A 13495-nucleotide genomic window follows, 5' to 3' on the forward strand; every position below is an offset into this window, starting at 1 on the left:
GAAACACGTGCTTGAATAAGATAAACAAGGAAATAGCATGACGTTATTTCCTTGTGTTGTACATGAAAAGGTATTCTGAGAACTAGTGTAAAAAGCCTACCTAGGCATTCGAATCTAAAAACTCTTCCAGAACTGATAGTGGCTTATTTCCTAGCAAATTATTTTTCATATTATTTTTAAAGGTGACAGGAACACCTTTAATGGCAGTGCCACAAACATTTTCAAATTTATCATTGACCATCTGATAGAAAATCCAATCTCTGTATTTTTCTTGATTTGATACACGCTCGTAAACTGGTAAGAAAGCCTTGCAGTGTGAACACCAGGATGCATGAACTAATAGGACCGTTTTCGGCATTGCTAAAGCTGCGCAATCGTTGCTGGTGAATGGTTTTAGCGTTGCAAAAGACAGGGCAGGTACCAGCGTTACTAGCGTTATAACTAAGTATTTTATTATATTATTCATTTATTTCGATTCAGGATTGGCTTGATGCGAAATGATAAATTATCTCTCAATTCAAATCAATTGGGGGTTTATGTAGACCTCCGTCCGGGATCTTTGTAGCCCCTACAGAGACACTGTAATTAACTGAATCAATAGGTTCTTTGCCTATAATAGGCGATCCTTGACAATATTAATCCAAATCTAAAGGGTTGGCTTTGGTATAACATATTAAAAAACATAGTATACCTACGGTTTAGAGCGAACAATCTGGTCGGAATTTGCTCATCACCCTTTTTTACAAAGATCCCGGCCGGAGGTCATTCAAAGTTAAATTAATAGTATGGACCCAGCAACTTTAAATAGGCTTCGTAATGAGCCAGAATGAATGTGTAATCAAGTCATTCAAAGGTGGAGGATCCATGACTAAAGAGCTTAAAACATTAGGTATCGATTTAGCAAAGAATATATTCCAACTGCATGGAACTAATGATGAGGGGAAGCAGGTATTAAGTAAACGCCTGGGCAGAGAGCAATTCATTGAGTTTATGAGTAATTGTACGCCGTGCCTGGTTGGTATTGAGGCCTGTACAGGCTCCCACTATTGGGCTAGAACCCTTCAATCCCTAGGGCATGAAGTTAAAATCATAGCGCCACAATTCGTAAAGCCTTATGTAATGGCGAATAAGAATGATAAAAATGATGCTCGCGGGATAGCAGAAGCTGTTACACGTCCAGAAATGAAGTTTGTTGCAGTAAAAACGGCTGCTCAACAAGACGTATTGATGGTGCATCGGATAAGAGAGCTGTTAGTGAAGCAACGAACTGCTCAGGCTAATCAGATAAGAGGTTTATTGAATGAGTACGGAATTATTCTTCCACAAGGTATTCGTCAAATTCGCCAACTGATAGAGCGTTTGGATGAGAATCAAGCTCATTTAAGCAGTATGGCATACGCCTTATTTGTCCGACTTTATGAGCAATTTAAAGCAATCGATAATGAAGTGGGCTTTTACGACCAGGAAATCAAAGCGCAAGCCATGAACAATCCCTTATGTTGTGAGGTGATGAACATCGAAGGCATTGGTCCCATGACTGCCTCAGCCCTAGTGGCCAGTATTGGCGACCCGAATGTATTTAAAAATGGCCGTGAAGTCTCTGCATGGCTTGGGCTCACTCCAAAACAAAACTCCAGTGGTCATAAAATACGATTAGGCGGTATCAGTAAACGAGGAGACCGTTACCTCAGGACATTACTCATCCATGGGGCACGTACTGTGACGCGCTACTGTGATAATAAAACCGATACGAAGAGTCAATGGGTTGCTCGTAAAAAATTGCAGCATGGGGCCAATAAAGCTGCGGTCGCTTTAGCCAATAAAAATGCCCGAATCATCTGGGCTATCATGGCAACCGGTGCCTGTTATCAGCCTGAACTGGCGTGTGCTGCATAAAATGAAACAAAAATAAAAACTGTGTTACTACCGTCTGGAGTATGCTTAACGTAAAACAATAAGTGATAGCAAAACAGGTAAGACCTGCTCTTTCAAAACCTAACAGCGTCATGGGTTCTAGAAACCGGTAAGTTGATGAGGAGAAAGAGCGCAGAGACTATCAGGGCTCAAGTGCTGACTAGGCACTGAACAAGAAGCCGTATACATGGCTGCATCTCTATCTCGTTTTCTAACATGTTATTCAATTACCTCTTGCATCCAGGGCTGGGTCCATACATGACGCTGCCGCTGGTAGTTCCCGAGGCGCTCATGCCGGAGCATTGTTTTATAGCCTCATTGCAACAGCGAAAGCTAATGGTCTTAATCCCTTTAATTATCTGAAAACTCTTTTTGAAAACATACGATCTTGCACAGCAGTAGAGAATTATAAGGCTCTATTGCCGTTTAACCTAAATGCAAACCGTATTTAGCCGAACGTATATCCCGTGTACACATTACAGGATTAATTCACTTTGATAATGACGCCATTTAAATGTGGCAGGTTTGATTGAGCGCATTTGAGATCTCAGTCAATAGTTTTAGCTTGAAGTATGAACTACTGTTCGTTTTTGCAACAAAGCCTTATAATTGCCCAATTCCGATTGTAGTGCGATCGACTTTTCCTTATTACAACTATTTTGGAGAAAATTTGGGCATTTTTTATAAAGTAACTGCACCAAATGGTAAGCAAAGTCATTTATTTGGCACCATGCATGTGAACGATGAGGATATTGTTTCGTTACCTATTGAAATTAAAAGAGTTTTTATGCATGCAAAAACTTGTATTTTTGAAGCACCTTTGCAGAATGAGGAGAAGGATTTAGAAATCTTAGCATCTTTAATTTTATCTTACAGCATGAAAAACGACACACATGAACACACTAATCTAATAGCTCTTATGATGGCTGAAAGCTATTTAAGCGTCTTTACCGCATTCGAAAATTTTGATCAACATGAGATTAAATCTTTAGCTAAACGTGTATCTCCAATTCTGTTGTCGCAGCTACTGTTGCTCCCGCTTCAATTATCAGACCCTTCTCGTTTAATTAATGGTTTAGATAGACAAATGATCAATGAAGTTGATTCCAATAAACAAAACCTAGTGTTTTTGGAGACACTCGAGGATCAAATGAAAGGATTGATGGGTTATCAATTCAGCTGGGATGAGCAGCTTGATTATTTCAATTTTATCTTCAGTTATATTGATGCTGGAAAGTACATCAAAACAGTAGATGATACTAAAAAAGAATATTTAAGTGACAATCAAGATGTTGGTATTGATATAAGCGACTCACTATGTGAGCATGATACAGTAAGGCGTTATTATTATTCACTAATAGACCAGAGAGATAGCATTATGGTGCAAGATATGAAGACTTACCTGGATCAAGGGCATGCATTTGTTGCTGTAGGTGCGGCTCATTTAAAAGGCATCATAAAGGAACTTTGTACTGATAATTATCAAGTAGAACGTGTTGAATTAGGTGCAAGAATACATCCTATTAATTGCTCAAAAAAAGCAGTACCTGGATTTTATTTTTTTAATCAACCTAAAGCTGAGGCAGTTAATATGATAAATACGGATTGCAGTATACGTTTTCAATAACTCAGCTAATCCTCCATAAGCCGTCCATGGCGCAGAGCTAAAGTGCTCTTCTTTTTTATCAGGGATGATTTTGTTCACCGCTTCGCTTACAAATGCATTATTCTTTAGGGGTTTTATCCAGATAGCACTGCGTTTCTGTGTAACGCGATTTCTTCATTTTTATTCTCCTCTAGATAGTTTAACTGGAGAAATCTACTCGGAAGTACAACTATGTTAAGGGGGGGTACATAAGTAATAGAAGTCAAATAGTTATTACGACTCAGATCAATAGATCTATTAATTTCACAACAGCGAATCCATTTCACCAGGCCAATTAGTAGAGAAACACTTTATCAATACATTAGACAGTATGAGAATGTTGATGGAGGCAATATAATTAGATAGGTTTGACGAAATCACCTAATCTTTTTAGGAAGGAGGCTTTTTTATTCTGATCTATAGGGTTATTAATTTTAAAAGAATCACAAATCATTGAGTCCTTAACAGTTATGGTTCTTTATATGTGATATGTGTTTAATTTTTAAAAATTGGAAATGTAGAGCCGCCTCGATAATTTTGAAGTCTGTTTGAAACATTGCCTTAGTATATATAATACCAACTTCAACGATATATTGCGTACTCTACTTCAACACTTACCTCGCGATAAAACGACCACTCTTGGATCTGTGCTAAATTCCAGCATCCTCTCTTCCTATATCACTATCGAGATGGAGGGTATTCAAAAATGTTTGCAAAATTTCGCTCCTATTTTTAATTACTCTCAGAGTAAAAGAGAATATTTAAATTATAGATATGATTTTTTTAATAGGCAAATAGGATTTAAAACTATCTTCATTTTTAATTTCTTCAGTAACTATATGTGCAACAGGGGCGGTGATTCCACCTATGTTCTCCTTGTAGTGCCCCCCAAATAAACCGGTCCACCTAGTTTTAAATTAACGACTAGGAATAGGACTAGTAATATGACTATAACAACAATAGAATGTAACGAAATAATTCACTCCAGTGGTAAGCGCAAACGTTGGACAGCTTACGAAAAACAACAAATAGTTCATGAAACCTACCAAACAGGCGTAACGGTATCCTTTATTGCTCGCAAACACGGCATTCCTCCCAGTCAACTATTTTACTGGCGGAAAATAATGGAGAATGGTGCATTGACCAGCGTTAAAACAGAAGAAGTCATCCCTGAAAGCGAAGCCAAGGCGTTGAAAAAACGCATTAAGCAACTTGAGCAAATTCTTGGACAAAAGACATTGGAAAATGAGATTCTGCGTGAAGCAGTTAAGCTGGGTCGAGAAAAAAAACTGATCTCGCGACAACCCTTGTACGGGATAAGCGATTTCGAATGAGAGCAGTTGCTAGGGCACTGCAGGTTTCTCGCTCCCACTTAATGCAGAGGTTGAAAAATATGGAACACTCCAGAAAACAAACGGTTAAAATACGTGACCAGGAACTACTGCCTTACATTCGTGAAATAACGGATAAACGTAGTAGCTATGGCTATCGCAGGGTTACAACGCTTCTTAATCACGAGTTAAAAAAGAGAGGTCTTACCTGCGTAAATCATAAACGTGTATATCGTATTATGAAGCAAAATCAATTATTACTGCCGGCGTATGGTAAAAAGCAAACACGAGTACATGATGGGAAAGTAATTACATTGCATAGCAATACTCGTTGGTGTTCAGATTGTTTTACCATGCAGTGCGCTAACGGTGATAGAGTTCATGTCGCTTTTGCAATGGATACTTGTGACAGAGAAGTATTAGGTTATATCGCCTCAACAGTGGGCATTGATGGACAAGCAATCAGGGACTTATTGCTAGAAAGTGTAGAATACCGATTTGGTGCAGCAGAGCACATGCCAAAACAGATACAATGGTTAACTGACAATGGCCCTTGTTATGTGGCCAGGGACACTGTTTCTTTTGCAAGAAACCTGGGTTTTGATGTGAGGACCACACCAGCATATAGCCCTGAAAGCAACAGTATGGCAGAAGCGTTTGTTAAAACATTTAAACGAGATTATGTCGCTTTTTTTGATCTTGATGATGCGCAAACTGTTATGAAAAAGCTTCCTGAATGGTTTGATGATTACAATGACGTTGCCCCTCATAAAGGCTTAAAAATGATGGCTCCCAGAGAATATATTAGGAGCTTATTAGCGGTGAGTTAGGTGGTTCGGTTTTATAGGGGCAACTCCACTCCTGATTAAAATTACTAATTCAACATGTGAATTTGTTATTAATAAGGCTTTTAATATATGGCGTTGTAAAAAAAGTTTGTATTTCAAGTGTAAACTTGAACTGACTTTCCGAAAATTTGAGTATCATTTCACAAAATGAGCTAATTAAGAATAAATGTCTATCTATCACATATAAGACCTCTGGCCGGGATCTTTGTAGCCCCTACAGAGACACTGTAATTAACTGAATCAATAGGTTCTTTGCCTATAATAGGCGATCCTTGACAATATTAATCCAAATCGAAAGGGTTGGCTTTGGTATAACATATTAAAAAACATAGTATATCTACAAATCAGCAAAAATCTCTTTAAATGATTCTTTATCCATATAAATTTCAAAGAGTGCGTCAAAATCAGCAGGGGTAGCAAGGCGAAAAATAAACTCTTTATTCATGTTTTTGTCCATTCCACCTGTAAAATCTAGCCCATCATTTTATCTTTGACAGATCAGAGATAAATGCGAAGTATTAACCTCTAAATTACTCATATTAATTTTAAGTAAAGCCAGTAAGACCACAAAAATCATTGTAAATACAGTAATTAGAGCCATGGAAGCATAAATTTCTAAATGAGTAGCAGCACCAAAAGGGTCAACTAATTGCGTTAAACCTTGTATGCCATAAATAGCGACTGCTTCCCTCCAAAAATTTTTAGAAGATAAAACAAGGGGCTTACTCATAGCCCTGACATCATGTTTTGCAATATAAATAGCGAAAATTTGATAGATAATATAGACCACGAAAAACCAGCCAAAATAATTTTGTAAGGGAACACCAAAATACAATCCGCCATCCTTCCACACCCATAATGAATAGACTGTTGAAGCAAGTGGATCCATGCAGACATCCCACATCACCATGATTAAGGCAGCAGTCAATGGCACAATGAATAGCCGCTTCCCAGTGAGTTGGCTCGCGTATTGGCCTAGAAGTATATGGGCCAAAATCCACGAGGCGTAACCCGTTCCAAAATAAGCGAACATAATAATAAGTGGTACATCAAATAGCCTTGGACCGGCTAATTTATCATAATAATAATACCCAAAAGGGAATCCGGTCTGAATGCTTATGGCTTCAAAAAAATGACTGATGAGCCAAGTTATTATAAAAAATATAATTACATTTTTTATTCCATATCGCTGCGCACCGTGGAGACATGCGGAAGTAAAAATAGCTAAGATAAGAATAATAGGTAAAAAAAGTTCGGCGACGGGACCATGCCACACAGCAGAAAAAAGTGTTGCCAGCAGGTAAATAGTAATCACCATCCATCTGATAATACCCGTTTGAGTGTCCGGCCCTTTATGGTTAGTCATTTTTAGAAGAATAAAGAAAAGTTAGATTACCTTGATATAAGACTAACTTGTTTTGAATAATAATCAATGGGGTCAGCTAGACTTATAATCTTCTGAGCCCCATTGATTGCTCAGCCATTAAAAGGCTTTTCCGACTAGCGGTTGAGTATAAACCCCACTATTATATTCTTGCCAAGTTTCAGCAGGTTTAATAGGGCATTTTTTGGAAACCATGTGCCAACCAGGTGTTTGTTTATAACATGCGGCTTGGATTGGCCCAACAACTAGAACCATACTGCTAGCAACTATTAATCCAGCTGCTAATGATTTGATTTTCATTTACATCTCCTTATGCGTTGCATTGTATAGAACTATAATAATACAATATGAGTATAGATTGCCCATAAAGGTATGCAAATTTGTTACAATTTATTGAATAAAATCAATGAGGCAGATATTTACATTAGGAGATTAAGTTTGGGGAATTTTCATTAATAGATTATTCCTTTGGCTCCGAGGATAAATATTCCCCAAACACCAATCAAAACATGAGATGCAGAGACACTTATAAGCGAAGCTTGTTTGTAAAATAACCATCCCCAAAATAATCCAGGTATAAATGTCAGTGACGCAAACATTAAACTCAAATGCGAATGTACGGACGAAAAAATAAGATTAGATAAAATAATTGCATTCCAAATGCGGAATGTTTCATTGCCTGGCAAAAAGGAGAAGAACGTCGATTGTAAAGCACAGCGTGCGATTAATTCTTGAATAGGTACAAGGAGTGCATAAAAAAATACAACAACCAAATAAAGGGTGGCACTAAATTTACCGTTCACCAGCCCTTCATCAAACCCTGAAAATAGCGCGACATGATTCGGATTAGCTCCCCAATATACCAAATAGGCTTTAGCAAGTAGAAATAAAAGCATCACCGGAATCGAATACTTCACCGCTTCTAAGGTTTTTTGTGGCCAATCATCAAAAGTAATACCAAAATGTTTTAATGGTAATCCGGTGAGTCGCATTGCTCCAAGAATTCCTAGAGCGAAAAAGACAATTAAACCGACTGAGAGAAAAGTAGTATTGTTTATTAGATTTTTTTCTATACCAATCAAAGTAGTAAGCGATAATGTATATAAGCTGATTAGCCAAAACATGGCAATCATAAATACTCCGAGTACATTGCGCGCTTGGGCTTGCTCTAAGCTTTCTTCCATCTTTTTTATGGTGATTTGATTGGTGTCTCGTAATTTTTGAGACAATATTTTGGCCATGTTTTTAGTTAACAATAAGCGTATTCGTGGATGAGCATTAATGGCGTCTAAATTAAAGCTTAATACTGCTAAATCCGATTTCGCTCTAATAGAGGCTGAGCGCGGTTTATTCTCAACAAGAGCCATATCCCCGATCACATCATCTTTTTTCAAGGTAGCTAAAACATGGGAATGCTTTTCATTGTGCTTCGTTTTCTTATTCACAAAAACTTCTGCCTCACCTTCAAGAATAATATAAAAGGAATCAGACTGATCATGTTCCTGAAAAAGAACATCTCCTTTACCGAAAAATAATTGAACCCCTAATACTTCATAAAAATCAGATAATTCTTTTGCAGTGAATTCTTCGGTAAGTATTTTATGCGGGTTGGTATTTAGTTGATAATTATAAGAAGGGGAATTGAACGAAAAATTAGAGTTAGGACTAAATTCTTTAATAATACATGAAGAACGGCTTACAATACTCACAGTAACCTCGCATACATCCTGGCTATATTGAGCATAGTAAGAGTTATTGCAATTTGCAATCACATGATTATGCTAATTAGAAGGCAGAGTGAGAGGACTAAAACGATATTTTCAGTCTATTATTTAAATAATAGTTCACGATTGGAAGCATGATAATTAAGGACGAGTATGAATATTCCAGCCTTAAGTGCCTTTGCATTATTCATGGTAACTGCGGTGACCTTTGCAGATAACAATTCTTACAATGGTCCCAATAATCCAATTATTCCCGCTGATAATGATGAAATCAGATTGACTCTTGCTCAGTGTATCGAAGACACCAACGAAGTGATGACCGATAATGAACATCATGATTTGGCTAAGGATTTATGTAAATTACGGGCACAACATCGAGCTGCGCGCCAACAAGTATTGAAAGGAATGGCTGAATTAGTCGATCAATATAAAGGGGTGACTAACCATCAGCACGATCAGAATCTGGTTCAGACAATTTCATTGATTCAGAATGGGATAAAAATATGTCTCGATACCATTGCTACTCAGGAAGTTTATCACAATATAGGTTGCGCTGTTCAACCTGAAGCGGATGCTATTCTTTGTGACAATCAGGCCGCGGCCATTATCAACAGAATTTTAGGGAAAGAATAAAGTTAACTTAAGCAGCTTTTTGCCCTCATAATGAATCCTTGATTATGATTTTTCGTATGTGTTTAATTCCGGAAAATCATAATCCTGCCAACCTGGAATATCTGCTACTTTAAAACAGAGCTTACCAGAATTTTGGGTAGTCTTTTCAAGTGGGGTTTCAGGAGTCAAAATAAGGGAGCCAAAAGGATAAGTCGCATCAATACCTACCGAAGAGGCGAGACGAGAATCTAAAGGAATGTCATCTAAAATAGAGGGATCTAAGGGGCCTGCCGGTAAACTTTCTACAATCATAATGTCTTTATGAGGTTGCATTCGAAAAGAAGTAGCCCATGTCACCTGATCGGCATCTTGGATATTAATATCCGGGTTTACCGCGATAACCATTTTAGGGCGCAGATTACTTGCCATAGCAGCAAGAATAGCTTGGCGCGCCTCTCCATCAAATCGAGGTTCAATCGCGATGACAATATAAAACGAAACACCTCCCGATGCAGGAATTGCTACATTGGATATGGTCGGAAAGGATTTATTCATGCTCTTAAAGAACGAGGCTTCAAAAGGGATTTGTTTTAAAAAATGATTCTCAGTTGGTGGAACACCCGTTAATAAGGCTTGGAAATAAGCATTTGTGCGGTGTGTAATGGCCTTAACTCGTGCAGTAGGTTTCATAGAGCCTGGTGTGTAATAGCCGGTGTATTCACCTAAAGGTCCTTCAAATACTAATTCATCCAAGTCTATTTCAAGCTCAAAGACCACTTCCGCATAAGCAGGAACTTCAACATCAATGGTTTTACATGGGGTTAAAACAACAGCCTCTCCTCGCAGTCCACCTGCTACAGCAAAATCATTAGTGTCATCTTGAAGTTGGAATTGACAGGTATAAGCGATAACCGGGTCAACTCCAATCACTAAAGCAATCGGGTATTTCTTATGTCCTAGTTTCCGTGCTTTTTCCAGATTTTTTCCTAGCCGATGATTGGGTTGGGCCAAGAACGACATGGTATTTTTTGAAATAATTTGAAAACGATAATTTCCGATGTCTGCGATGCCGGTTTCTGGATCTTTGCTTACGGCTATTCCGGCGGTTATATATTGCCCCCCATCGCTAGGACTGTATTTAGGAATTGGAAATTGAGATAAATCAATTTCATTATCCGATATAATCTGTTCATGGGTTACCGCGGTGTTGGTAAGAACCGGGTCAATAGGATTATCTAATCCGTGTAGGATTTTTTTAAATATAGAGGCTTCATTGGTCTGAAAAGCAATCAAGGTTTTCTTTCTAGAATTATATAATCCACCTATGAGTGGAAAATCAGTACCGTTATTATTAAATTGAATCGCAGGGCCACTGATCGAGGCACTTTTTTGCAAAGCCTTACCTACATCTGCAGACAAATCGATGGAGCGATTAACTTCAATAAGTTCACCGCTTTTTCGAAGTGCTTCAATGAATTCCCGAAAATCCTTAAAGGGCATGCTGATTATCCATAGGAAATTTTATATAAAATATAGAGTTGTTTTGCCTAAATTTCCATAAACCCTTGTTAATCCACTTAATATAAGCCTGAATATGGAATTAGTGGTTTTCCATGGTCAGTTAAGGCGATTTCTCAGTGAGGTGTAGGTTGAGTCTATGGTCCAGGTTTCTGATGCGGCTCGATGCGTGGGCCTAACCTACTTTATATAAATATAATCATTAAGTTAAGGGTCGTTGGATACCCAAAGGGCCTTGTTTTCCTGTTGGTTTTCAGAGCCAATGTATACTATACATATACTAGTGCTTCTTGAGCATTGAAAAAGTATGTTTTCAAGGAAAAATGATGATTGCTCCAGATATACCAGAAAATGAAGCGGCACGTTTAGCAACACTTTATAAATTACAAATTCTAGATACCGAGCGAGAAGAGCGTTTTGATCGGTTAACTCGAATCGCATGCAAACTCTTTGGTGTTCCTATTGCTGTAATCTCCTTTTTAGAGGCTGAACGCCAATGGATGAAGTCCACCCAAGGATTTGATATTAAAGAGGCTGCGAGAAAAACTTCATTTTGTGGGCATGCTATTCTTTCAGATGAAATTATGGTTGTGGAGGATGCTACGAAAGACATACGTTTTTATGATAATCCTTTCGTTTTGGGAAAACCTAATTTCAGATTTTATTTAGGCTGTCCTTTGAAAATAAAGACATATAATGTAGGTGTGATTTGTTTAATTGATGACAAACCTAGGTCAATCAATGATGTGGATCAAAATGTTGTCCACGATCTTGCTGACATGGTGGTAATGGAATTGGAATCATTGCATTTGGCCATCACCGATGAATTAAGCGGTTTATCCAATCGGCGCGGTTTTTTAAAACTCGCCGATTATTTGTTTCAAAAATATCAACGCGAAAATAAAATTTTTACATTGTTGTTTTTTGATTTAGATAAATTTAAACTGATTAATGATCAGTTTGGGCATGCAGAAGGGGATAAGGTATTGAAAGTTTTCGCTAATCTTCTTCTCAAAACCTTTCAATGTCATGATGTGATTGCACGTTTAGGTGGTGATGAGTTTTGTGTATTGTGCTCTGGGCTCAATCAAAGCGATGTATCCGGGATTATTCAACATTTGAGAGATTCATTAAAATCAGTAGAAACGAAGGGTTATGTAATTGAGTTTAGTGTTGGCAGTATTGAATATAATCAAAAAGAGCATAAGACATTAGAACGTATGCTTACTCTTGCTGATGCAAAAATGTATGATGATAAAAAAAGTAAAGGCTAGAAGCAAAATCTGATCAAAACCACGTGACAGCGCTCAATTAAAGCATGCCTCATCATTACAAGAACCTAGATTGAAGCACGGAACCCTAGCTTGTTTCACTTTTTTTTGTGATGCAGCATTAGGTCGCTGGGGAAGGGAACGTATTGTTAATCCAGAAATCTTTTTGAGAATAGGACGTTCGTTGTTGTTCTTCTTTTGCCATAAATCCTACTTCATCGATACTGGTCTGACACAGCCATGTAGTCATCTGCGCAGGTGTTTTGCTTTGAAAAGACTTGGGAGTAAATAGCGCTATATTTTTGCCCTTCTCCTTATCTCTTGCGGAAATATATTGAAATATTTCTATACCAGATTCACGCATAGTAGAGCCTAGCTGCTGTGTTTCTATATAAGACGTAGGGGAGGTCAAAATTACTTCATATTGTGAAAAAGGGTCTTGATCTAAAAAAATACTATTACTGCTTCGCACTTTGACGGTAAAGGATGTATATTGATTTGATATTGGTTGTTCGTACGGTGTTTCTGGACCAAGCATGTATACAAATCGATAATATGCTGTTTCTGATAAAGCTGTATTTACATTTAATGAGCCATAGAAAATTCCTTGTTCAAAGGTTCTTCCAAATCTAGAGCCGTACCTCAATGGTGGGTAACGAAATGGTGTTGTCAGTAAATAATGTAGGGTGCTTGTATCACTAGGCAACGGGTTTTTAGTTGACTCCAATAATTCCTCTAATACACCTTGCTCATAGACATTGTTTACTAACCCCAAAGTTGCTATTTGCTCCTGGGATTCTACTAATCGGTAAATTTTTGCCATCAATGGCTTGATATGGTTTTTTCCGTCAGATTCGAGCCAAATATCAACCATTAAATCTTTCCTCGAATCGCATCTAAATAATTCACAACCCGAGATAATCCCAAAACACTTTTCATTGCTTCCAAAGGGATTCCCTGAATATGCCGATTATTGGTTCTTAACCAATGCTTCATTGCATCAACATTGCCGCCATTTAATGCAAACAAAGAACGATAAATTCTTATTAGCAATAAGGAGCATTCTCCTTCCTTGCTTTTAACATCGATTTTCTTATTGCTTAATGAACGCGACAAGGTGTTGCGATGAACCCCGATAATTTCACTTAGATCATTATTTGAAATATCTAAGATATCTTTTAAATTATGCAAAGCTATTGCTAAGACCTCGCTTTCACTTGGTTTGGATTCAATATTCATAAAAAGCTC

At 37.7% G+C, this 13495-nt stretch carries 13 protein-coding genes; 6 read left to right on the top strand and 7 right to left on the bottom strand.

Annotated elements, in window-relative coordinates; translation table 11 throughout:
• Positions 1–100 precede the first annotated feature (100 nt).
• Entirely contained in the window at positions 101–466 is a 366-nt protein-coding gene (locus tag J2N86_RS14405) for a thioredoxin family protein (RefSeq protein ID WP_252582682.1), read from the bottom strand.
• Between the two features lie 398 nt (positions 467–864).
• Between J2N86_RS14405 and J2N86_RS14410 the strand changes: the two genes are divergently transcribed.
• From J2N86_RS14410 to J2N86_RS14425, 4 genes are all read left to right on the top strand, one after another.
• Positions 865–1896 (top strand): IS110 family RNA-guided transposase, encoded by a 1032-nt coding sequence (locus tag J2N86_RS14410; RefSeq protein WP_252582683.1) that lies wholly within the window; start codon positions 865–867, stop codon positions 1894–1896.
• Positions 1897–2216: 320 nt separating this feature from the next.
• Positions 2217–2366 (top strand): transposase domain-containing protein, encoded by a 150-nt coding sequence (locus J2N86_RS14415; protein ID WP_407659005.1) that lies wholly within the window; start codon positions 2217–2219, stop codon positions 2364–2366.
• 77 nt (positions 2367–2443) lie between these two features.
• The gene (locus tag J2N86_RS14420) at positions 2444–3541 is read left to right on the top strand and encodes a TraB/GumN family protein (RefSeq protein ID WP_252582684.1); all 1098 of its coding nucleotides are present in this window, start codon (positions 2444–2446) and stop codon (positions 3539–3541) included.
• 962 nt (positions 3542–4503) lie between these two features.
• Positions 4504–5720 (top strand): IS3 family transposase gene (locus tag J2N86_RS14425; RefSeq protein WP_407659006.1). Its coding sequence is split into 2 segments (ribosomal slippage): positions 4504–4843 and positions 4843–5720, totalling 1218 coding nucleotides; the frame shifts between segments, so codons are not numbered across the junction.
• 502 nt (positions 5721–6222) lie between these two features.
• On the opposite strand, the gene J2N86_RS14430 is transcribed toward J2N86_RS14425, so the two are convergent.
• From J2N86_RS14430 to J2N86_RS14440, 3 genes are all read right to left on the bottom strand, one after another.
• Entirely contained in the window at positions 6223–7104 is an 882-nt protein-coding gene (locus tag J2N86_RS14430; RefSeq protein WP_252582687.1) for a carotenoid biosynthesis protein, read from the bottom strand.
• Positions 7105–7221: 117 nt separating this feature from the next.
• A complete protein-coding gene (locus J2N86_RS14435) occupies positions 7222–7422 on the bottom strand; it encodes a hypothetical protein (protein ID WP_252582688.1) in 201 nt (66 codons plus the stop codon).
• Positions 7423–7574: 152 nt separating this feature from the next.
• A complete protein-coding gene (locus J2N86_RS14440) occupies positions 7575–8831 on the bottom strand; it encodes a cyclic nucleotide-binding domain-containing protein (protein ID WP_252582690.1) in 1257 nt (418 codons plus the stop codon).
• A 168-nt stretch (positions 8832–8999) separates the two neighbouring features.
• Here J2N86_RS14440 and J2N86_RS14445 point away from each other — a divergent pair, with 168 nt between their 5' ends.
• Complete coding sequence (locus J2N86_RS14445; RefSeq protein WP_252582691.1) at positions 9000–9479, top strand: hypothetical protein; 480 nt, start codon at positions 9000–9002, stop codon at positions 9477–9479.
• 42 nt (positions 9480–9521) lie between these two features.
• Here the strand turns inward: J2N86_RS14445 and J2N86_RS14450 are convergent, their stop codons facing one another.
• Positions 9522–10958, bottom strand: a complete 1437-nt coding sequence (locus tag J2N86_RS14450; RefSeq protein ID WP_252582693.1) for a UbiD family decarboxylase — start codon at positions 10956–10958, stop codon at positions 9522–9524.
• A gap of 344 nt (positions 10959–11302) precedes the next feature.
• Between J2N86_RS14450 and J2N86_RS14455 the strand changes: the two genes are divergently transcribed.
• Positions 11303–12250 carry a sensor domain-containing diguanylate cyclase gene (locus tag J2N86_RS14455; RefSeq protein ID WP_252582746.1) on the top strand — a complete coding sequence of 316 codons (948 nt, stop codon included), beginning with the start codon at positions 11303–11305 and terminating at the stop codon, positions 12248–12250.
• A 118-nt stretch (positions 12251–12368) separates the two neighbouring features.
• Here J2N86_RS14455 and J2N86_RS14460 read toward each other — a convergent pair whose 3' ends face one another.
• Positions 12369–13121 (bottom strand): RES family NAD+ phosphorylase, encoded by a 753-nt coding sequence (locus J2N86_RS14460; protein ID WP_252582694.1) that lies wholly within the window; start codon positions 13119–13121, stop codon positions 12369–12371.
• Entirely contained in the window at positions 13121–13486 is a 366-nt protein-coding gene (locus J2N86_RS14465; protein ID WP_252582695.1) for an MbcA/ParS/Xre antitoxin family protein, read from the bottom strand. The genes J2N86_RS14460 and J2N86_RS14465 overlap by 1 nt, the downstream gene beginning before the upstream one ends.
• Between the last annotated feature and the right edge of the window lie 9 nt (positions 13487–13495).

It is taken from the genome of Legionella lytica, assembly GCF_023921225.1.
In the GTDB taxonomy this organism is placed as follows: Bacteria; Pseudomonadota; Gammaproteobacteria; order Legionellales; family Legionellaceae; genus Legionella; species Legionella lytica.

Excerpts from the sequence above, each read along its gene's own strand:
- J2N86_RS14460 (WP_252582694.1), bottom strand. The coding sequence starts at position 13,121 with ATGGTTGATATTTGGCTCGAATCTGACGGAAAAAACCATATCAAGCCA.
- J2N86_RS14465 (WP_252582695.1), bottom strand. The coding sequence starts at position 13,486 with ATGAATATTGAATCCAAACCAAGTGAAAGCGAGGTCTTAGCAATAGCT.
- J2N86_RS14455 (WP_252582746.1), top strand. The coding sequence starts at position 11,303 with ATGATTGCTCCAGATATACCAGAAAATGAAGCGGCACGTTTAGCAACA.
- J2N86_RS14450 (WP_252582693.1), bottom strand. The coding sequence starts at position 10,958 with ATGCCCTTTAAGGATTTTCGGGAATTCATTGAAGCACTTCGAAAAAGC.
- J2N86_RS14410 (WP_252582683.1), top strand. The coding sequence starts at position 865 with ATGACTAAAGAGCTTAAAACATTAGGTATCGATTTAGCAAAGAATATA.
- J2N86_RS14405 (WP_252582682.1), bottom strand. The coding sequence starts at position 466 with ATGAATAATATAATAAAATACTTAGTTATAACGCTAGTAACGCTGGTA.
- J2N86_RS14430 (WP_252582687.1), bottom strand. The coding sequence starts at position 7,104 with ATGACTAACCATAAAGGGCCGGACACTCAAACGGGTATTATCAGATGG.
- J2N86_RS14445 (WP_252582691.1), top strand. The coding sequence starts at position 9,000 with ATGAATATTCCAGCCTTAAGTGCCTTTGCATTATTCATGGTAACTGCG.
- J2N86_RS14435 (WP_252582688.1), bottom strand. The coding sequence starts at position 7,422 with ATGAAAATCAAATCATTAGCAGCTGGATTAATAGTTGCTAGCAGTATG.